Here is a 19,293-nt window from a genome sequence, read left to right as displayed (position 1 = left end):
GCGCGAGCTCGGGGCGGGCGCCGCCGTGGGAGGCCTGGCGGTCAGAGCACCCAGGCGGTCTCGGCCTCCGCCGGGCCCCCGCACTCGGCGGTCCCGCCCACGCGCTCCCAGCCGAGGTCGACCTGCGTCCGCGCGAGCACGTCCCCGTCGTCGTCCAGCGCGCGGAGCATGACCGAGCGCGGCGAGGAGAAGAGCGTGAAGGTCCACGTGTCCCCGTCGTGCGACGTCGGGATCGCGGGCACCTCGGCGTCCGGCGGATAGGGCGGCTGCCACTGGTCGCCGTCGCGCACCTGGAGCACCGCCACCTCGGACGTGTCTCCCTCGAGGGTCACCTCGAGCACGCTGGAGTAGCCGATCGCCGGGCACGCCTGCGGCGGAGCGGACACGCGCGGACCCATGACGGCGGCGACGACGGTGAGCGCGACGATGCCGAGGGCTGCGGCTGCGGCCCAGAGCGGCAGGCGGAGGCGAGGCGCGCGCTCCGGCGGCTGCGTCGTGTCGCTGGTCGTCGGCACTGCTGGCCCTCCTGATGCGGTCCCTCGTCGACATCATGTCGCGACGCGAGGCGCTCTTGCATGCTCCGCGGAGGGCGCGAGCGCCGCGATTTCACCCGTGCTCATCGGAACGTCGGGACCCGCGGTGGACGATGCTGTCGGAATGTCGAAGATTGCCGCAGGGGACGGCCGGGCGACGCCGCCCACTCCCCCCATCGAAGAACGCCCTGCGGCTCGCGGCCGGCGACGGCTCCCCGGATCCGGGGGCGGTCGTCGTGCGGCTGGGCTGACGGCGTCCGGCGCCGCCGGCGCGCTGGTGCTGGCCGGCCTGGTGGCGGTCGGCCCGACGGCGACGGCGGCGCCCACCCCCGACTGCGCCGTGCCGTTCCCGGTCGCCGAGGTGGTGAGCGGGGCGCCGGTCAACGGGCTGTCCGTGAGCAAGGGAACCACGCCGCAGGCGTTCACGGGCGAGGTGCTCGGCGTGCTGTCGGACGGCATCGCCCCCGACCTGGACATGATCGTCGCCGAGCTCCACTCCCCGGCGATCGACGCGGCGGGCGGCATCTGGCAGGGGATGTCGGGGTCCCCGGTGTACGCGGAGGACGGGCGCCTGATCGGCGCGGTCGCGTACGGCCTCGCCTTCGGGAGCTCTCCCGTCGCGGGCATCACGCCGTTCGAGGACATGCAGGGCTACCTCGGCGCCGCGAAGGCCGCGCCCGAGGTGGCGGTGACCTCCCGCCTGGCGACGCGGATCGCCGCCGAGACCGACGTGACGCGGTCCGAGGCCGCCCAGGGTCTACGCCAGCTGCCGATGCCGATGGGCGTCGGCGGGATCGACCTCGCGCGCGCCCGCACAGCGGTCAAGGCCGCGGGCGGCAGCGAGCTGGTGACGGCGGACTCCTACCGCATCGGCCGGTCCAGCGGCACCGCCGCCGCCGGCATCGACACCGTGGTCGCGGGCGGCAACGTGGCCGCGGTGCTGTCGCACGGCGACATCACCTTCGCCGGCATCGGCACCGCGACCTCGGTGTGCGGCAACCGGGTGGTCGCGTTCGGGCACCCGCTGAACTTCACGGGCAAGACCCGCCTCGGGCTGGCGGCCGCCGACGCGGTCTACGTCCAGGAGGACCCGCTCGGCGTGCCGTTCAAGGTGGCGAACCTCGGCGACCTCGGCGGAACCGTCACCGACGACCGTCTCGCCGGGATCGCCGGCACCTTCGGCGCCTCGCCCACCGCCACGCCGGTCCGGTCGACGGTGGCTCACGGGAGCAAGACGCGCACCGGCACCACCCAGGTGCTGGACCCGGCCGCCCTCGCGGACGTCACCCTCCTCGCCGGAATGGCCAACCACGACCGCGTGGTGGACGGGATCGCCGGCGGGTCCGAGACGCAGGCCTGGACGATCACCGGCACCCGCAGCGGGACCCCGTTCCGGCTGCGGTACGCCGACCGGTACCAGTCGGCCGAGGACGTCGGCACCGCGGGCGCCCTCGACCTCCCGACCGTGGTGGGCACGCTCTCGTCCGTCTCGAACGTCAAGCTCACCGGGGTGACCAACGAGGTCAGGGTCAGCAACTTCCGGGAGCGGTTCCGCGTGGTGAAGATCCAGCAGCGCACGGGCGGCCGCTGGATCGACGTGACCGGCAAGACCGCGAAGGTCCGTGCCGGCCACACCCTCGTGCTGCGGACCCAGCTGCTGGGCACCGACGGCGCCACGCGATCGGTCTTCCGCCAGGACTTCACGATCCCGAAGAGCCTCAAGGGCAAGAGCGGTGTGGTCACCGTCGTCGGCGGCAACTCGTTCCAGGACGAGTTCTTCGGCCCGACGTCGTTCGACTCGGTCCAGAAGCTGCTGCAGGGCAACCTGCGCAACGACGAGCTGGAGCTGAGCCTCGTCATCGGCAGCGGCAGGACCGCGTACGAGCGGACCCGGACCTCCGACGTCATGACCCGCGTCGTGAACGGTCAGCGGGAGCTGCAGGTCCGCGTCACCTCCTGAGGACGGGCGACGGGCAGCACGACCCCGGACAGCACGAGGCCCGGGTCCGCGGAGCTCCGCGGACCCGGGCCTCTGACGTGAGATCCGGTCTGACCTGTCGGTCAGAAGTTGATCATGTGCCCCACGATGCCGTGGATGGACTCCTGGATCGCCTCGGACAGCGTCGGGTGGGTGTGCACGTTCCGCGCCACCTCGTCGGCGGTGAGGTCCCACTTCTGCGCGAGGGTGAGCTCGGGCAGCAGCTCGGAGACGTCGGGGCCGATCATGTGGGCGCCGAGGAGCTCGTTGTACTTGGCGTCGGCGACGATCTTGACGAAGCCGGTGGGGTCGCCGAGGCCGTGGGCCTTGCCGTTGGCCATGAACGGGAAGGAGGCGACCTTGACGTCGTAGCCCTCGTCCTTGGCCTGCTGCTCGGTGAGGCCGAACGACGCGACCTGCGGGGAGCAGAACGTGGCACGCGGCATCATGCGGTAGTCGCCGAGGGTCTGGGTCTCGGCCCCGCCGATGGTCTCGGCGGCGACGACACCCTGCGCCTCCGCGACGTGCGCCAGCATGAGCTTGGCGGTGACGTCACCGATGGCGTAGATGTGCGGCACGTTGGTGCGCATGTGGTCGTCGATGGCGATGGCGCCGCGCTCGGTGAGCTGGACGCCGGTGCTCTCGAGGCCGAAGCCCTCGACGTTCGGCGCGAAGCCGACGGCGGAGAGGACCTTGTCGACGACGATCTCGCCGGGCTTGTCGTCCTTGACGCCCTTGTAGGAGACGGTGACCGACGAGCCGTTGTCCTTGATGGTCTGGACGGCGGTGGAGGTCAGGAGCTTGATGCCGAGCTTCTTGTACTGCTTGGCGATCTCCTTGGAGACGTCCGCGTCCTCGTTCGGCAGCGCACGGTCGAGGAACTCGATGATCGTGACGTCCACGCCGTAGTTCTTCAGGACGTAGGCGAACTCCATGCCGATGGCGCCGGCGCCGACGATGGCGATCGACTCGGGCAGCTCGCGCGTCATGATCTGCTTCTCGTAGGTCACGACGTTCTCGGACAGCTCGACGCCCGGGAGCAGCTTGACCTGCGAGCCGGTGGCGATGATCGCGTTGTCGAACGTCACCGTCTCGGTGCCACCCTTGTTGAGCGCCACCTCGATCGTGTTCGCGTCGCGGAACGTGCCGCGGCCGTCGTACTCGGCGATCTTGTTCTTCTTCATGAGGAAGTGGACGCCCTTGACCCGGCCGTCCGCGACGACGCGGGACCGGTCGAACGCCTTGCCGAAGTCGAACGTCACGTCACCCGACATGCCGAAGAAGTCGGCCTGGTGGTTGAAGATGTGGGCGAGCTCCGCGTTGCGCAGCAGCGCCTTGGAGGGGATGCAGCCCACGTTGAGGCAGACACCACCCCAGTACTTCTCCTCGATGATGGCGACGGACTTGCCGAGCTGGGCCGCGCGGATCGCGGCGACATAGCCGCCGGGGCCAGCCCCGAGGAGGACGACGTCGTAGTGGGAAGCCATGGGCCCAGCCTATTAGCGCGCGCCACCCCCTGCGGCGTGACGTCCGTCGCACCTAGCGGACGGAGTCCACGCCCAGGTTCGCGAGCTCGTCGGCGCGCTCGTTCCCCGGGTCGCCGGCGTGCCCCTTGACCCACACCCAGCGCACGTCGTGCTTCGTGACCTCGGCATCGAGGGCCTGCCAGAGGTCCACGTTCTTCACGGGCTTCTTGGCCGCGGTGGTCCAGCCGTTGCGCTTCCAGCCGTCGATCCAGGTCCTCATGCCGTTCATCACGTACGAGGAGTCGACGTGGATCACCACGGTGCTGGGCCGCTTGAGTGCGCGCAGCGCCTCCACGACGGCGGTGAGCTCCATGCGGTTGTTGGTGGTGACGGTCTCGCCGCCGTAGAGCTCCTTGGTGTGCTCTCCCGACTTCAGCAGCGCGCCCCAGCCGCCGATGCCGGGGTTGCCCTTGCACGCACCGTCGGTCCACATCTCGACCAGGGGCTTCTCGATCTCGTCAGGCACCCGCACACCCTACGTTCCCCGTGTTCCACGGCCGTGTCGGACGCCGCACGTAGCGTCGGCTCACACCCCAGGACGACGAAGGAGACGCACATGAGGTTCGGTTTCGTCGGCAGCTTCGGCACCCCGCGGCAGAACGTCGACCTCGCCCGCGAGTGCGAGGAGCACGGCTGGGACGGCTTCTTCAGCTGGGACGGCATGAGCATGGGCGACTGGGGCGGCGACGCCCTGACGGCCTGGGACCCGTTCGCCGTCCTCGCGGGCGCCGCGGCCGTGACGGAGCGCATCACGCTCGGCGCGATGGTCTTCGCCGTGCCGCGGCACCGGGCGTGGGAGCTGGCCCAGCGCGCCCTGACGGTCGACCAGCTGTCCGGTGGGCGCCTCGTGCTGCCGGCCGGTGTCGGGGTGCTGGACGACCGCGGCTTCACGTCCGTCCCGGGGCAGGTGACCGCCCTGAAGGACCGCGCACAGGCGCTCGACGAGACGCTCGAGTGGCTGCGCACGTCGTGGTCGGGCGAGACGTTCGAGGCCGACGGCGCGCAGGTGCGCACGGGCCCGTTCCGGTTCGCCGCTCCCCCGGTCCAGGGTCGCATCCCCGTCTGGCCCGTCGGCGTCTGGGACGCGACGAACCCGCCGCTGAAGAACCTGCACCGCACCCTGCGCTGGGACGGGATCGTCGTGCAGGCCCGCGGCGCGACGCCGGAGGAGGCGGAGGCCGGCCCTGACGCCGTCCGCGAGCTCACCGCGTGGATCGCCGAGCAGCGCGGTCCCGACGCCGGCCCGTTCGACGTCGTCGCGTCGGGCCTGCTCTCGTCCGACGCGAGCGAGGCCCGCGACCAGGCCCGCGCCTTCGCGGACGCCGGCGCGACCTGGTTCGTCGACTCGTGGTGGGACCCGGAGGCGGCGACGCCGGAGCGTCTGCTCGAACGGGTGCGCCAGGGGCCGCCGCCGCTCTGACGCGTCCCTGGGAACCGACCCTGGACGGCGTCCGTCATCGATGGTTGAATTCAATGGTTCAACTCATTGACTCATTGGTCGTGGGGCCGGCGACGCCGTTCCCTGGGAGGTTCTCGTGATCGCAACCGTCGCGGCAGTGGTGCTCACCGTCATGCTGCTGACCGCGCTCATCGTGGCACTCGTCGGGCTCGTGCGGCGGTTCGCAGCCCAGCATCCTGCCGACGACGGCGGGGAGGCCGCCCGCGCGGCCCGTCGGCACGAGGCGACCATGTCGGCGATCGCCCTCGGGGCCGCGGCCGTCACCGCGCTCACGCTCGTCACGCTGCCGGTCACCTGGCCGGACCGGGCGTCGGCGCCCGGCCTCGCGCAGACCCTGGCCCCGTTCGCGGTCGCGCTGGTCTTCTGCGCCGTCCGCGCGGTCGGCGAACGCACGTGGCCGCGCCCGGCCGGCGAGGTGCGCACCGCGCCGCTGGGCCGCCGCAGCGTGAGGTCGCTCGGCGGGGCCCGCCTCGTCGCCGTCCTTGCCACCGCGGGCGCCGTCGTGGCCGCGCTGGTCGCGACGGGACTGACCGCGGACCCGACCGGCCGCGCGTTCTCGACCGGGCCGGTCGCGCTGCCGGACGGAGGCACGATCGCCGGCTCGTCCGGGCCCTACCCGGGCTGGGCGTACGGCGTCCCGATGCTGCTCGGCCTCGCCGTCGCCCTCGGGGCGACGCTCGTCGCACTGACGGCGATCGTCCGCCGCCCACCGCTGCACGGTGTCCCCGCCCGGCACGACGACGCCGTACGCGCCACGAGCGCCGCCCGGCTGCTGGGCGCGGTCCAGGTGTGCCTCGGCCTCGCCCTGGGCGGCACCCTCATGCTCGCCGGCAGCGCCGTCCAGTCCCAGGGCCACCACCTGCTGCTCGACGACGTCCCGACGCAGGGCCTGGTGTCGATCGGCGCCGTGGTGGGGTTCTCCGGCGTCGCGATCGCCCTCGCCTCCCTCGTCGCCGGACTGTTCGCCGCCTCGGCCCGGCCGGCGAGCCCGACGGCGCCCTCGACACCCCCGCCGTCGGAGGCCGCACCGACCGCCCCGGCCACCGCATGAGCGACCTCGTCGTCTCGCTCGCGTCGCCGGTCCCGGTCTACGAGCAGATCCGGTCACAGGTCGCCGCCGCGGTCGCCGTCGGCACGCTCGGGCCCGGCGACCGACTGCCCGCGTCGCGCGACCTCGCCCGCGACCTCGGCATCGCCGTCGGCACCGTGCAGCGCGCGTACCGCGAGCTCGAGGCCGCCGGGATCGTCGTGTCCCGGCGCCGCACGGGCACCGTCGTCGCGCCTGCATCCCCCGCGGGCGCCGCGGCGGGCTCGAGCGCGACCAGCACCCCGCCCGCCGAGATCGTCACGGGAGCGCACGCCCTGGTCGCCGCGGCGCGCGACGCGGGACTCGACGACGACGCCCTGCTCGACGTCGTCCGCGGCGCCCTGGCCGCGCACCGAGCGCCGTAGGACCGTCACGGGGCACGAGCGACCGGAAACGCATCGAGCGTGCCGACTCGTGCCTCAAGCAGGCCGTTTGAGGAACGAGTCAGCACGCTCGATGGCGCGGGTGGGGTCAGCCGACCGGGCGCGCCGGCTCGATCGGGACGCTCGGCAGGTGCTTGGCCGGCAGGGTCTTCGGCCGCCAGGCCGCGCGCTCCGCCTCGAAGGCCGCGATGTCGTCCTCGTGCTGCAGCGTGAGGCCGATGTCGTCGAGGCCCTCCATGAGGCGCCAGCGCGTGTAGTCGTCGATCTGGAACGGCACGGTGACGTCGTCGGCGTGGGCCGTGCGCGCCTCGAGGTCCACGGTCACCTCGGTGCCGGGCTTGGTCTCGAGGATCTTCCAGAGGATCTCGATGTCCTCCTGCGCGACGATGCCCGCCACGAGGCCCTGCTTGCCCGAGTTGCCGCGGAAGATGTCCGCGAACCGGGGCGCGAGCACGACGCGGAAGCCGTAGTCCTTGAGCGCCCAGACGGCGTGCTCGCGGGACGAGCCGGTGCCGAAGTCGGCGCCGGCGACCAGCACGGAGCCGGCCTTGTACGCGTCCTGGTTGAGCACGAACGTGGGGTCGCCGCGCCAGGCGGCGAACAGCGCGTCCTCGAAGCCCGTGCGGGTCACGCGCTTGAGGTACACGGCGGGGATGATCTGGTCGGTGTCGACGTTGGTGCGGCGCAGCGGCACCCCGACGCCCGTGTGGGTGGTGAACTTCTCCATGACGAACTCCTGGACGATCTTCTGCGACGGGGTGGGGGTCAAACGAAGGACGGGGCGGACAGCGGCGCCAGCGGGGTGCCGTCGAACGTCGTGAGGTCGACGTCGCCCTCGAACTCGAGGTCCGAGACCGACGACAGCGTGCCGCGGATGGCCGTGGCGGCGGCGACGAGCGGCGACACGAGGTGCGTGCGCCCGCCCTTGCCCTGGCGACCCTCGAAGTTGCGGTTCGACGTCGACGCGGCGCGCTCCCCCGGCTGGAGCTGGTCCGGGTTCATGCCGAGGCACATCGAGCAGCCGGCGTTGCGCCACTCCGCGCCGAACTCCTTGAAGATGACGTCCAGGCCCTCGGCCTCGGCCTGCAGGCGCACGCGCGCCGACGCGGGCACCACGAGCACGCGCACGTCGTCGGCCTTGTGCCGGCCCTGGAGCACCTTGGCCACCGACCGCAGGTCCTCGATGCGGCCGTTGGTGCAGGAGCCGATGAAGACCGTGTCGACCTTGACGTCGCGCAACGGCGTGCCGCCCTCCAGGCCCATGTACTCCAGCGCGCGCTCCGCGGTGACGCGCTCGTTGGCGTCGGCGATCTCGGCCGGCACCGGCACGGAGGCCGACAGCGGCAGGCCCTGGCCCGGGTTGGTGCCCCAGGTGACGAACGGCTCGAGGTCGGCCGCCTCCAGCACGACCTCGGCGTCGAACTCGGCGTCGTCGTCGCTGCGCAGCGTCGTCCAGTACTCGACGGCGGCGTCCCAGTCCTCGCCCTCGGGCGCGTGCGGGCGCCCCTGGAGGTAGTCGAACGTCGTCTGGTCGGGCGCGATCATGCCCGCGCGGGCGCCGGCCTCGATGGACATGTTGCAGATGGTCATCCGGGCCTCCATCGAGAGCTTGCGGATGGCCTCGCCGCGGTACTCGAGCACGTAGCCCTGACCGCCGCCGGTGCCGATCTTGGCGATGATCGCCAGGATGATGTCCTTGCTGGTGGCGCCCGGGGGCAGCTCGCCGTTCACCGTGATCGCCATCGTCTTGAACGGGGCGAGCGGCAGGGTCTGCGTGGCGAGCACGTGCTCGACCTCGGAGGTGCCGATCCCGAAGGCCAGCGCGCCGAACGCGCCGTGCGTCGAGGTGTGCGAGTCACCGCAGACGACGGTCAGGCCCGGCATGGTGAGGCCGAGCTGCGGGCCCACCTGGTGGACGATGCCCTGGTCGGCGTCGCCCAGCGAGTGGATGCGGACGCCGAACTCCTTGGCGTTGTTGCGCAGCGTGTCGATCTGCGTGCGGCTCGTGAGGTCCGCGATCGGCAGGTCGATGTCGAGCGTCGGGGTGTTGTGGTCCTCGGTCGCGATCGTGAGATCGGGACGGCGGACGGGGCGCCCGGCGAGGCGCAGACCCTCGAACGCCTGCGGGCTCGTCACCTCGTGCACGAGGTGCAGGTCGATGTAGAGGAGGTCGGGTGCCCCGTCGCTGCCACGACGCACCAGGTGCGCCTCCCAGACCTTCTCTGCCAGCGTGCCGGCCATCATGTGCTCCTCGTCCGCCGCGTCCCCACGGCCTTCGTGCGTGTGCTGTGTCTCGGTCGATCTCGTCGGCGTTCTCACCGGTCGATATCGTCGGTCGGACCCCGGAGGGCCCGGTCCGCGAGACGGTTCCGTCCCGTGAGATGCGGTCCCCGACTTGCAATCTCAGTGACTGAGACGTCAATATCGTCCTATGGACGATACTAGCGGAGTCGGCGTACTCGACAAGGCCGCGTCCGTGCTGGGCGCTCTGGAGGCTGGTCCCGCCACTCTGGCGCAGCTGGTCTCCTCGACCGGGCTCGCCCGCCCCACGGCGCATCGCCTCGCCGTCGCCCTCGAGCACCACCGTCTCGTGGGCCGCGACATGCAGGGCCGGTTCGTTCTCGGACCGCGCCTCAACGAGCTCGCGACGGCGGCCGGCGAGGACCGGCTGCTCGCCGCGGCCAACCCCGTGCTCACGGCACTGCGCGACCACACGGGCGAGAGCGCCCAGCTCTACCGGCGCCAGGGCGACCATCGCGTCTGCGTGGCCGCCGCCGAGCGACCGGTCGGCCTGCGCGACTCGATCCCGGTGGGCGCCACCCTCACGATGCACGCGGGTTCCGCGGCGCAGATCCTCCTCGCCTGGGAGGAGCCGGACCGCCTGCACCGCGGCCTGCGCGAGGCCGTGTTCACCGCGACGATCCTCTCCGGCGTCCGACGCCGCGGGTGGGCGCAGTCGGTCTCCGAGCGCGAGCTCGGCGTCGCGTCCGTCTCGGCCCCGGTGCGCGGGCCGTCCGGCCGGGTCGTGGCGTCCGTGTCCGTCTCCGGGCCGGTCGAGCGCCTCACCCGCCAGCCGGGCCGCCTGCACTCCGCCGCCGTCGTCTCCGCCGCCAACCGCCTGACCGAGGTGCTGCGCCGCGCCGGCGAGTGACGACGTCCTCCCTGACCACCGCCCCTCGCGGGGCCGACCGCCGGGCCCGGCCCGCCGCCACTGCACGCGGCGCGCCGGGCCCGGTGCTGTCGGGCCCCCGCCCAGGTCAGTACGCTCCTGGCTGACGGGGCAGCCCTGCCCTGAGACCCGAGAGGCGTGAGGACCTGATGCCCGCGAAGGCCAAGACCCTGCTGATCTGGATCGTCGTGATCTTCCTGATCTACGCGATCGTGAGCAGCCCTGACCGTGCGGCGAACATCGTCACGGCGATCTGGGACTTCATCACCAACGCGTTCTCCAGCTTCGGGCAGTTCTTCGCGAACCTGACCGACTGACGACGGCCGGAGACCCCGTGACCACCGACGAGAGGCGCCAGCGCGACGCGGTGCGCGCGCACGCGCACCTGCGTCGGTACGTGCTGCCGAACGAGCGGGTCATCGTCGCGACCCGGCACCACTGGGCGCTGCTCCTCGAGCCGATCGCGACGACGGCCGCCGCGTTCCTGCTGATCGGCACCATCGTCATGTCGACCCCGGTCGACGTACGCCCCACCGTGGGGTGGCTGTGGGTGGTGTGGTTCGTCGTGGCCGGTCGCCTCGCCTGGAAGTGGCTCGAGTGGCGCTACGAGTGGTTCGTCGCGACCGACAAGCGGCTGCTGCTCCTGTACGGGCTCGTCGTGCACAAGGTCGCGATGATGCCGATGAAGAAGGTCACGGACATGGGGTACTCGCGCAGCCCCACGGGCCAGGTCCTCGGCTACGGCCGCTTCGACATGGAGTCCGCCGGCCAGGACCAGGCCCTGCGCACCATCAGGTACGTCCCGCGCCCGGACTCCACCTACCGCACCCTGTGCGACACCCTCTTCACGCCGGGCGGCTCGCGCCTGGACGATGACGACGACCTGGGCGGCGGACCCGCCCGGCCGGCCGACGGCGCCCCTGGCGCGCCGACCGTCGTGCCCGGCCGCGAGACGTCCGAGGGCCCCCGTCCCATCACGCAGCCGATCGCCGTGCAGCCGCCCCACCCGGCGCCCCGCCCGCCCGAGGCCCAGCCCAGTGCCGGGGCGCACCCGGTGACCTGGAAGCCCACCGGCGCGAGTTATGACCACCCGCGCAGCGACGGCGCGATCGTGCCCGACCCGTTCCTCTGAGCCGGTTCCACCCTGAGCCGGTTCCGCACTGAGCCGGTTCCGTCGGGAGCCGTGGAACGACGAAGGCCCGGTCCGCGTGGACCGGGCCTTGCGTGTGAGATGCCTGCTGTGTACCCCCAGCGGGATTTGAACCCGCGTTACCGCCGTGAGAGGGCGGCGTCCTAGGCCGCTAGACGATGGGGGCCTGGAACTGGCTCCGGTCTTGCGACCCGAACCGTGCGACCGTCCATCGAGACGGACGGTCTGCGTACCCCCAGCGGGATTTGAACCCGCGTTACCGCCGTGAGAGGGCGGCGTCCTAGGCCGCTAGACGATGGGGGCCTATGACCCGGTGGTCTCGAGGACCTCCGTGCCGGTGAGAACTCTACACACCGCACCAGGCGGGTGAAGAGCGCTGCGCTGGGGTACCAGGACTCGAACCTAGACTAAGAGAATCAGAATCTCTCGTGCTGCCAATTACACCATACCCCAATGGATCGAGCCTTCCGGGCAAATCCGACATGGTGATCGGAGCGCCGGCGTCAGGCCCAACGTCGGAAAACATTACCGGACAGGTGGCCGTCGTCCAAAACGCGTGCAGGGTGCCGTGCGTCACGCCGCGACCCCACCCGTGGCAGGCTCGCGGCATGGCCCCCTCGACTCCCCCGTCACCCTCGCCCTCGTCCGCCCCGGCCGGGCGCGACCCGCACGACCACGCCGACCGCGCGGCCTCGTTCGACCGGGACGCCGACCTGTACGCGCAGGTCAGGCCCACGTACCCGCGGGACGCCGTCGAGTGGCTGCTGCCCGCGGGCGCACGGCGGGTCCTCGACCTGGCCGCTGGGACGGGCAAGCTCACCGAGGTCGTCGTCGACCTCGTCGCGGCGGGCACGGACGTCGTCGCCGTCGACCCGTCGTCGCCCATGCTCGGCGAGCTGTCCGCGCGGCTGCCGGGCGTCACCACCCACCAGGGCACCGCCGAGCACCTCCCGCTCCCGGACGCGTCCGTCGACGCCGTGCTCGTCGCCCAGGCGTGGCACTGGTTCGACGCCGACGCCGCCGCGACCGAGATCGCCCGCGTCCTGCGCCCGGGCGGCACGCTCGGCGTCGTCTGGAACGACCGCGACACCGCCGTCGACTGGGTCGCGCGGTTCGGCGAGATCCTGCACCGGGGCGACCGCCTCGAGCCCGCGGCAGGCCACGTCCCTCTGACCGGCGTCGGCGACCCGTTCACCGCGGTCGAGGCCGCCACCTTCCGCTGGGTCGACCGCCTCCCGGCCGGGGCGCTGCGCGTGCTCGCCGGGACGCGCAGCTTCCTCCTCACCCTGCCCGACGACGAGCGCGCCGCGCGCCTGGCCGAGGTCGACGCGCTGGAGGCCACGCACCCCGACCTCGTCGGCCGGGCCGAGGTCGAACTTCCGTACGTCACGTCCGCCTACCGCACCCGGCGGCGCTGAGCACCGGTCAGCGCGCGCCGGCCACCGCGGCGAGCCGTCGGGCCGGCGCGGACAGGGACGCGCCGTCGCGCCACACCACCCGCAGGCGACGCGAGAGGTCGAGCTGCGCGATCGGCACGGTCACGAGGTGGCCCGCGGCCACGTCGTCGGCCACGGTGAGGGCGGACAGGACGGTCACGCCGTCCCCGTGCCGCACGGCGGACTTCACGGCCGCCGTGGAGCCCAGGGCGGTGACGTGGGACGGCAGGCGCACCCCCGCCTGCCCGAGCGCGTCCTCAAGCACGTCGCGGGTGCCCGAGCCGGCCTCGCGCAGCACGAGGTCCCCTGCGGCGAGGCCCGCCGGGCTGACGGACCGCCGTCGTGCCCAGGGGTGCGCGGGGGCGACGACGGCCACGAGCTCGTCGTGGGCCACGGTGCGCGAGCGCAGGCCACGGCGCACGGTCGGGCTCTCCACGAACCCGAGCTCGGCCGCACCGTCGAGCACGAGCTCCATGACCTCGCGCGAGTTGCGCACCACGAGCTCGACGTCGGGGGCCGTGCCCGAGCGCTCCCGCTCCCCGCGCCCGAACGCGGCGAGCCAGCGCGGGGCCAGGTACTCGGCGATCGTGAGGCTGGCCGCCACCCGCAGCCCGGGCACGGGTGCGGACCGCAGGGCGGCGGCCGCGGCCTCGAAGCGGTCCGTGGCGTCCACGACGTCGCGCGCCGCCTCCGCCACCTGACGCCCGACGGCGGTGAGGGCCGTGCCGCGCGGCCCGCGGGACAGCAGCTCGAGGCCCAGCCGCCGCTCCAGCCGGTGCAGCCCGGCGGACGCCGTGGGCTGGGACACCCCGGCGGCCCGCGCGGCGGCGGAGATCGAGCCGTGGGCGTCGAGGGCGACCAGCAGCTCGAGGGCGGCCAGCGGTGGACGGTCTGCCATAGCGTCAGTCTATGGATCGATCGGCACCTGGCGCTTCCGGGTCGCCGGGCGGTTCGCGAGCCTGGTCACGTGCCCACCGCCCCCCCTCCCACGCCGACCACAGACTCGACCACAGACCCGATCACCGGCCCGACCACAGGCCCGACCGCAGACCCGACGCGCCGGACTCCTCCCGGCGCGTCCCGCCTCGGTCCCGGCCTCGCGCTGGCCGCCGTGGCGACCGTGGTCCTGCTCGGCGTCAGCCGGTTCCTGGCCCCGATGACGAACGGGGCCCTGTCGCCCCTGGTCCTGGCGCTCGTGGCCGGCGCGGTGCTCGGCTCCGCGCTGGGACGGTTCGTCCCCCGGGGCGGCCGCGCCGCGCGGTTCGCGGAGCGGGTCGGTCCCGGCACCGACTGGACGGCGCGCACCGTGCTGCGGGCCGGGGTGGTGCTGCTCGGGCTGCAGCTCTCCGTGCCCGACGTGCTCGCGCTGGGCTGGCGCGGCATCGCCGTCGTCGTCGTGACCGTGGCGGGCACGTTCGCCGCGATCCTCGGGCTCGGGCGGCTGCTGCGGGTGCCGCGGACCACCTCCCTGCTGGTCGCGACCGGGTTCTCGATCTGCGGCGCCGCGGCCGTCTCCGCGATGACGAGCGTGCTGGAGCGCGACCCGCGCACGGGGGCGGCGGCGCCCACCCGGCTGCGCGACGACGTGGCCGCGGCGCTCGCGCTCGTCACGGTCTACGGGACGGTCGCGATCTTCGTGCTGCCGCCGCTGGCGGGCGCCCTCCGGCTCACCGACCACCAGGCGGGGCTCTGGATCGGCGCGAGCGTGCAGGAGGTCGCCCAGGTGGTCGCCGCAGCCGGCACCGTCTCGGCCGCCGCGCTGGCCACCGCGACCGTCACCAAGCTCGCGCGGGTGGTGCTCCTCGCGCCCCTGGTCGCCGGTGCGGGCGCGCTGCTCTCACGGCGCGCGGCGGCCACCGCGGCGCCCCGGGACGGCGCGCCGGACGACGTCGCGCCCGGGGCGGGCGGGCGCCGCGCGCCCCTCGTCCCCGGGTTCGTGCTGGGCTTCCTCGCCGCGGTGCTGGTGCGCAGCACGGGCCTGCTGCCCGACGTCGTCGCCGCCACCGCCCAGCAGCTCACGACGATCCTGTTCGTCGCCGCCATGTTCGCCCTCGGCACCGGCGTCGACGTCCCCCGCCTGGCACGGACCGCACGGCGTCCGCTCGTGCTCGGCGCCCTGGGCACCGTCGTCGTCACGGGGCTGGCGCTCGCCGCCGTCCTGGTGCTCGCCCCCTGAGCGAGCGGTCGGCTCAGAGGCCGAGGGCGGCGGGCAGGCCGGCGAGGCCGGGCAGCACGACGATCCCGTCGGCGCGCAGGGCGTCGGCGTCCACGTGGTGCTCGTCGTCGCGGCGCGCGCCCGGACGGTCGAGCCAGACGCCGACGAGGCCGGCGTCACGGGCCGCGCGGGCGTCGGTGGTGGGCTCGTCGCCCACGTACGCGGTGCGCGCGACGTCGGTGCCCAGGCGGCGGGCGCCCTCGACGAAGACGTCGGGGTGCGGCTTGCCGTAGCCGAGCGTGTCCACGCCCACCAGCACGGGGACGCCCTCGAGGCCGGCGGCACGCAGCTTGCGCTCCTGGAGCTCGGTGTACGCGTTCGTCACGACGCCGATCCTGACGCCGGAGCCCCGCAGCGCGTCGAGGGCCGCCGCGGAGTCGTCGAACGCCGCCCACGACCGCTCGAACGTGCCCCAGAAGAGCGCGTCCCAGTCGGCGAACGTGTCCTCCGTGACCGGCTCGCCCCCGAAGGTGCGGTGCAGCAGGTCGGCACGCAGCCGGCGCTGCGTGAGGGCGTCCGTCTCGCCGCGCGTGAAGCGCTTGTAGTGGCCGCCCGGGTCGGTGCGCCAGTGCGCCAGCAGCTCGGGATAGCGGTCCGCCGGCACGTGCGGCAGGTACTCGACGGCGACGGCGGTCAGGGCCTTGGCGAACCCGCCCTTGGTGTCGACGAGCGTGTCGTCGACGTCGAGCAGGACGCCGTCGACGAGCGCCGTCACGCGGTCGCGCCGTCGGTCGTCGCGGCCTCCGCGGCGAGGCGGGCCAGGGCCGCGTCGACGCGCGCGAGCGTGCGCTCGCGGCCGAGCACCTCGAGCGACTCGAAGAGCGGCAGGCCGATCGTGCGGCCCGTGACGGCGACGCGCACGGGCGCCTGCGCCTTGCCGAGCTTGAGGCCGTGCCGCTCCCCCACCGTGGTGACGAGCTCCTTGAGCGGCTCCGCCTCCCAGGTCCCGAGGTCCGCGAGCGCCGTCCGGGCGTCGGCGAGCAGCTCGGCCGCGCCGGCCTTCATCGCCTTGGCCCACGACCGCTCGTCACGGACGGGCTCGTCGAGGAAGAGGAAGTCGACGTTGTCCGTGATGTCGGCGAGCAGCGCGACGCGCGACTGCGCGAGCGGGGCGACCTCGGCGAAGGCCGCGGCGTCGAACTGCTCCTCCGACCACGGCGCCTTCGGGGCGTGCAGCCACGGGTCGACGGCGGCGACGAAGTCCTCGACGGACAGCGCGCGGATGTACTCGCCGTTGAACGACAGCAGCTTCTTGACGTCGAAGAACGCCGACGCACTGTTGACGTCCTCGATGCGGAACCGCTCGACCAGCTCGTCGAAGGGGAGAATCTCCTCGTCGTTGCCGGGCGCCCAGCCGAGCAGCATGAGGTAGTTGACCATCGCAGCGGGCAGGTAGCCCTCGGCGAGGTAGTCCTCGAGCGCGACCTTGTCGCGGCGCTTCGAGAGCTTCTGGCGCTTCTCGTTGACGATCACGGGCAGGTGGGCCCACGTGGGCGGCTGCGCGCCGAGCGCCTCCCACAGGAGCTGCTGCTTGGGCGTGTTCGGCAGGTGCTCCTCGCCGCGGATGACGTGCGTGATGCCCTCGTCGAGGTCGTCCACGACGTTCGCGAGCAGGAACACGGGCGAGCCGTCCCCGCGCGCGACGACGAAGTCCTCCATCGCGGAGTTCGGGAAGGTCGGGTTGCCGCGGATGAGGTCGACGACCTGCGTCTCGCCCTCGTCGGGGGTGCGGAAGCGCAGCGCCCGGCCCGGCTCGTAGGTGAGGCCGCGGTCGCGGCAGAAGCCGTCGTAGCCGGAGTGCGCGTTGCCGGTGCGGGCGGCGACGTCGTCGCGGGTGCAGTCGCAGTAGTAGGCGCGGCCGGCCTCGTACAGGCGGGCCGAGGCCTCGCGGTGCTTCTCGACGTTCTGCGACTGGAAGTACGGGCCCTCGAACGTCGGGTCCTCCGCGTGCATGCCGAGCGCCGCGAGGGCGTTCAGGATGCCGTCCACCCACTCGGGCTTGTTGCGCGCGGCGTCGGTGTCCTCGACGCGCAGCACGAACGTGCCGCCCTGCTGCTTGGCGACCGCCCAGTTGAACAGGGCGGAGCGGGCACCGCCCACGTGGAACATGCCCGTCGGGGACGGGGCGAAGCGGACACGGACGGCGGAGGAGCCTGCTGCGGGGATCACGGGGCCAGCGTAGTTCGCCGCGGACGGGCCGCGACGACGGCCGGGTCACGCCCCGACGAAGCTCACGGTCTCGCCGAGGTCCGCGCGCCCGGTCCGCAGCGGGGGCACGCCGTCCTTCTCGTACCCCACCGAGACGCCGCAGAGCAGCACCTGCCCGTCGTCGGCCCCGACGATCTCGCCGACGGTGGTGCGGTACGTCGTCCACATCACCTGGGGGCAGCTGTGCACCCCCTCCGCCCGCAGCAGCAGCATGACGGTCTGCAGGTACATCCCGGCGTCCGCCCACTGTCCGGGGCCCATCGACCGGTCGAGGTAGCAGAACAGGACGGCCGGTGCCCCGAACGCCCCGGAGTTCAGGGTGGCGATCTTCCGGGGCCGGTCCGGGTCGTCGCGCTCGATGCCGAGCGCGGCGTACCGCTGGGCGGCCGCGGCGGCGAAGCGGTCCACGTACGGGGAGGGCAGCCCGTCCGGGTACATGGGGTACTCCCGCTCGTCGCCCGGGTCGCCCGCGAGCGCCCGGGCGGTCGCGCGCCGCTTGAGCTCGGCGAGCGGGCCTCCCGTGACGACGTAGACGCGCCACGGCTGGAGGTTCCCGCTGGACGGCGCCCTCGTCGCCGCCGTCAGGACGCGCCGCAGCACGTCCCGTGGCACCGGCTCGTCGCTGAACGCCCGCACCGCCCGGCGGCTGTCCACGGCCTCGTACACGTCCACGCGCTGGTCCTCTCAGTCCTCGGCTGATCAGTCCTCGGCTGATCAGTCCTCGGCTGATCAGTCCTCGGCTGATCGGTCCTCGGCGGACGGCCCGACGGCGCGCGCGGTCATCGCGGGTCCGCGACCCGCACGCGGTCGACGGCGAGGGCGACCATGGCCGCGAGGTCCGGGTTCGGCAGGTCGTCGACCGGCCACCACCGCACGTCGAGCGACTCGTCGCTCACGGCGTGCCGGGCGCCGTCGGGCGCGACGGCGACGAAGCGCACGTCCAGGTGGTGCGCGTCGCCGCCCGGCCCGCAGAACGGCACGGCGTGCTCGTCGAGGTGCACGGGCACGGGGTCGAGGTCGACGTCCAGGCCGGACTCCTCGACCGCCTCCCGCCGCGCCGCGGCGAGCAGCGTGCCGTCGCCGGGCTCCGCGTGCCCGCCGAGCTGGAACCAGCGCCCCGCCTTGGCGTGCAGGGTCAGCAGCACGCGCGAGGCGTCGGCCGACAGCACCACGGTGGACGCGGTGACGTGGTCCGGGCGGCAGGTACGCAGCACGCCGTCGGGGTGCGCCTCGAGGTGCGCGACGAACCGGTCCCGCAGGGCGCGCTGCCCCGGGTCGGCCGGGTCCATGCGCCGCAGCACGGACCTGGCGTCGTCGGTGAGGTCCGGCACCTCAGTCGCGGCGGAACACGGGGTTGGCGAGGACGCCGATGCCCTCGACCTCGCACTCCACGTGGTCGCCGTGGTCGATGCGGCCCACCCCTGCCGGGGTGCCGGTGAGGATGACGTCGCCCGGCAGCAGGGTCATCGCCTTGCTGATGTACGACACGAGGAACGGCACGTCGAAGACCATGTCGGACGTGCGGCCGTCCTGCTTGAGCTCGCCGTTGACGCGGGAGCGCACGGCGACGTCCTCCGGGTTCAGGTCGGTGTCGATCCAGGGGCCCAGCGGGCAGGACGTGTCGAAGCCCTTGGCTCGCGCCCACTGGCCGTCGGTGCGCTGCGCGTCACGGGCCGTCACGTCGTTGGCCACCGTGTAGCCGAGGACGTACGACCGCACGTTCTCGGGCTCCACGTCCTTGGTGACCTTGGAGATCACGACGGCGAGCTCGGCCTCGTAGCTGACCTCGCGCGTGAACTCGGGCAGCACCACCGGGTCGTCGGGGCCGACGACGGCGGTGTTGGGCTTGAAGAACAGCAGCGGCGTTGCCGGCACCTCGCCGCCCATCTCCTTGGCGTGGTCGGCGTAGTTCTTGCCGACGGCGACCACCTTGGAGCGCGGGATCACCGGGGCGAGCAGCCGGACGCCGTCGCCCAGCTCGATCCGCTCCCCCGTCGGCATGGCCGGCATGTAGAGCGGGTCGCCGCCGAGGACGGCGAGGAACGTCTTGTCCCCCTCGTGCTGGACGAGGGCGAAGCGGGGGTCGTCTCCGGTGGTGAATCTCGCGATGCGCACGCGCCCAGGTTACGCGGGGAGCGTGCGCACCGCG

At 73.4% G+C, this 19,293-nt stretch carries 20 protein-coding genes and 3 tRNA genes; 9 read left to right on the top strand and 14 right to left on the bottom strand.

Features of this window, described 5'->3' with window-relative positions; genetic code table 11:
- Positions 1–41: 41 nt before the first annotated feature.
- Positions 42–515, bottom strand: coding sequence for a hypothetical protein (locus ACFQ8Y_RS18195; RefSeq protein ID WP_430586337.1), 474 nt, complete (start codon positions 513–515; stop codon positions 42–44).
- Positions 516–810: 295 nt separating this feature from the next.
- Between ACFQ8Y_RS18195 and ACFQ8Y_RS18190 the strand changes: the two genes are divergently transcribed.
- Entirely contained in the window at positions 811–2,493 is a 1,683-nt protein-coding gene (locus tag ACFQ8Y_RS18190; RefSeq protein WP_430586336.1) for a SpoIVB peptidase S55 domain-containing protein, read from the top strand.
- A 101-nt stretch (positions 2,494–2,594) separates the two neighbouring features.
- On the opposite strand, the gene lpdA is transcribed toward ACFQ8Y_RS18190, so the two are convergent.
- Together lpdA and rnhA are read right to left on the bottom strand one after the other, a co-directional pair.
- Positions 2,595–3,998, bottom strand: a complete 1,404-nt coding sequence (gene lpdA / locus ACFQ8Y_RS18185; RefSeq protein WP_430550297.1) for a dihydrolipoyl dehydrogenase — start codon at positions 3,996–3,998, stop codon at positions 2,595–2,597.
- A gap of 52 nt (positions 3,999–4,050) precedes the next feature.
- Complete coding sequence (gene rnhA, locus ACFQ8Y_RS18180; protein ID WP_430586339.1) at positions 4,051–4,470, bottom strand: ribonuclease HI; 420 nt, start codon at positions 4,468–4,470, stop codon at positions 4,051–4,053.
- A 123-nt stretch (positions 4,471–4,593) separates the two neighbouring features.
- On the opposite strand from rnhA, the gene ACFQ8Y_RS18175 reads away from it, so the two are divergent.
- The 3 genes from ACFQ8Y_RS18175 to ACFQ8Y_RS18165 all read left to right on the top strand — a co-directional run bounded on the left by ACFQ8Y_RS18175 (position 4,594) and on the right by ACFQ8Y_RS18165 (position 6,948).
- Positions 4,594–5,457 (top strand): LLM class flavin-dependent oxidoreductase, encoded by an 864-nt coding sequence (locus tag ACFQ8Y_RS18175; RefSeq protein ID WP_430586335.1) that lies wholly within the window; start codon positions 4,594–4,596, stop codon positions 5,455–5,457.
- Positions 5,458–5,572: 115 nt separating this feature from the next.
- Entirely contained in the window at positions 5,573–6,547 is a 975-nt protein-coding gene (locus tag ACFQ8Y_RS18170) for a hypothetical protein (RefSeq protein WP_430550299.1), read from the top strand.
- Positions 6,544–6,948, top strand: coding sequence for a GntR family transcriptional regulator (locus ACFQ8Y_RS18165; RefSeq protein ID WP_430550300.1), 405 nt, complete (start codon positions 6,544–6,546; stop codon positions 6,946–6,948). Before ACFQ8Y_RS18170 ends, ACFQ8Y_RS18165 begins: the two co-directional genes overlap by 4 nt.
- A gap of 106 nt (positions 6,949–7,054) precedes the next feature.
- Here the strand turns inward: ACFQ8Y_RS18165 and leuD are convergent, their stop codons facing one another.
- Together leuD and leuC are read right to left on the bottom strand one after the other, a co-directional pair.
- Positions 7,055–7,693 carry a 3-isopropylmalate dehydratase small subunit gene (leuD, locus tag ACFQ8Y_RS18160; RefSeq protein WP_430545816.1) on the bottom strand — a complete coding sequence of 213 codons (639 nt, stop codon included), beginning with the start codon at positions 7,691–7,693 and terminating at the stop codon, positions 7,055–7,057.
- Between the two features lie 38 nt (positions 7,694–7,731).
- A complete protein-coding gene (gene leuC, locus ACFQ8Y_RS18155) occupies positions 7,732–9,207 on the bottom strand; it encodes a 3-isopropylmalate dehydratase large subunit (RefSeq protein ID WP_430550301.1) in 1,476 nt (491 codons plus the stop codon).
- 190 nt (positions 9,208–9,397) lie between these two features.
- On the opposite strand from leuC, the gene ACFQ8Y_RS18150 reads away from it, so the two are divergent.
- The 3 genes from ACFQ8Y_RS18150 to ACFQ8Y_RS18140 all read left to right on the top strand — a co-directional run bounded on the left by ACFQ8Y_RS18150 (position 9,398) and on the right by ACFQ8Y_RS18140 (position 11,267).
- Positions 9,398–10,117, top strand: a complete 720-nt coding sequence (locus tag ACFQ8Y_RS18150; protein ID WP_079574616.1) for an IclR family transcriptional regulator — start codon at positions 9,398–9,400, stop codon at positions 10,115–10,117.
- A gap of 167 nt (positions 10,118–10,284) precedes the next feature.
- Positions 10,285–10,452, top strand: coding sequence for a hypothetical protein (locus ACFQ8Y_RS18145; RefSeq protein ID WP_176168850.1), 168 nt, complete (start codon positions 10,285–10,287; stop codon positions 10,450–10,452).
- A 17-nt stretch (positions 10,453–10,469) separates the two neighbouring features.
- Entirely contained in the window at positions 10,470–11,267 is a 798-nt protein-coding gene (locus ACFQ8Y_RS18140) for a PH domain-containing protein (RefSeq protein WP_430550302.1), read from the top strand.
- A 111-nt stretch (positions 11,268–11,378) separates the two neighbouring features.
- Here ACFQ8Y_RS18140 and ACFQ8Y_RS18135 read toward each other — a convergent pair.
- The 3 genes from ACFQ8Y_RS18135 to ACFQ8Y_RS18125 form a co-directional block, all read right to left on the bottom strand.
- Positions 11,379–11,451 (bottom strand) — tRNA-Glu (locus ACFQ8Y_RS18135).
- A gap of 64 nt (positions 11,452–11,515) precedes the next feature.
- Positions 11,516–11,588, bottom strand: a tRNA-Glu gene (locus ACFQ8Y_RS18130).
- Positions 11,589–11,666: 78 nt separating this feature from the next.
- A tRNA-Gln gene (locus tag ACFQ8Y_RS18125) sits at positions 11,667–11,738 on the bottom strand.
- A 155-nt stretch (positions 11,739–11,893) separates the two neighbouring features.
- On the opposite strand from ACFQ8Y_RS18125, the gene ACFQ8Y_RS18120 reads away from it, so the two are divergent.
- Positions 11,894–12,703 (top strand): class I SAM-dependent methyltransferase, encoded by an 810-nt coding sequence (locus ACFQ8Y_RS18120; RefSeq protein WP_430586334.1) that lies wholly within the window; start codon positions 11,894–11,896, stop codon positions 12,701–12,703.
- A 7-nt stretch (positions 12,704–12,710) separates the two neighbouring features.
- Here the strand turns inward: ACFQ8Y_RS18120 and ACFQ8Y_RS18115 are convergent, their stop codons facing one another.
- Positions 12,711–13,619 (bottom strand): LysR substrate-binding domain-containing protein, encoded by a 909-nt coding sequence (locus ACFQ8Y_RS18115; RefSeq protein ID WP_430550304.1) that lies wholly within the window; start codon positions 13,617–13,619, stop codon positions 12,711–12,713.
- Between ACFQ8Y_RS18115 and ACFQ8Y_RS18110 the strand changes: the two genes are divergently transcribed.
- Entirely contained in the window at positions 13,563–14,897 is a 1,335-nt protein-coding gene (locus ACFQ8Y_RS18110; protein ID WP_430586333.1) for a YeiH family protein, read from the top strand. The two genes, ACFQ8Y_RS18115 and ACFQ8Y_RS18110, sit on opposite strands and share 57 nt — an antisense overlap.
- Before the next feature lie 13 nt (positions 14,898–14,910).
- Here the strand turns inward: ACFQ8Y_RS18110 and ACFQ8Y_RS18105 are convergent, their stop codons facing one another.
- The 5 genes from ACFQ8Y_RS18105 to ACFQ8Y_RS18085 all read right to left on the bottom strand — a co-directional run bounded on the left by ACFQ8Y_RS18105 (position 14,911) and on the right by ACFQ8Y_RS18085 (position 19,259).
- A complete protein-coding gene (locus ACFQ8Y_RS18105) occupies positions 14,911–15,651 on the bottom strand; it encodes an HAD family hydrolase (RefSeq protein ID WP_430586332.1) in 741 nt (246 codons plus the stop codon).
- On the bottom strand, positions 15,648–17,105 hold the full coding sequence (gene gltX, locus ACFQ8Y_RS18100; RefSeq protein WP_430586331.1) for a glutamate--tRNA ligase: 1,458 nt from the start codon (positions 17,103–17,105) through the stop codon (positions 15,648–15,650). Before gltX ends, ACFQ8Y_RS18105 begins: the two co-directional genes overlap by 4 nt.
- Positions 17,106–17,150: 45 nt before the next feature.
- Positions 17,151–17,816 carry a nitroreductase gene (locus ACFQ8Y_RS18095; protein ID WP_430550308.1) on the bottom strand — a complete coding sequence of 222 codons (666 nt, stop codon included), beginning with the start codon at positions 17,814–17,816 and terminating at the stop codon, positions 17,151–17,153.
- Between the two features lie 107 nt (positions 17,817–17,923).
- Positions 17,924–18,475 (bottom strand): NUDIX hydrolase, encoded by a 552-nt coding sequence (locus tag ACFQ8Y_RS18090; protein WP_430586330.1) that lies wholly within the window; start codon positions 18,473–18,475, stop codon positions 17,924–17,926.
- Position 18,476: 1 nt separating this feature from the next.
- The gene (locus ACFQ8Y_RS18085) at positions 18,477–19,259 is read right to left on the bottom strand and encodes a fumarylacetoacetate hydrolase family protein (RefSeq protein WP_430550310.1); all 783 of its coding nucleotides are present in this window, start codon (positions 19,257–19,259) and stop codon (positions 18,477–18,479) included.
- Positions 19,260–19,293: the final 34 nt, after the last annotated feature.

This window comes from Isoptericola sp. NPDC056605, assembly GCF_042792795.1.
Lineage (GTDB): Bacteria > Actinomycetota > Actinomycetes > Actinomycetales > Cellulomonadaceae > Isoptericola.
The sequence above is the reverse complement of the archived record's forward strand: the minus strand, read 5'-3'. Positions and strand labels throughout refer to the sequence as shown.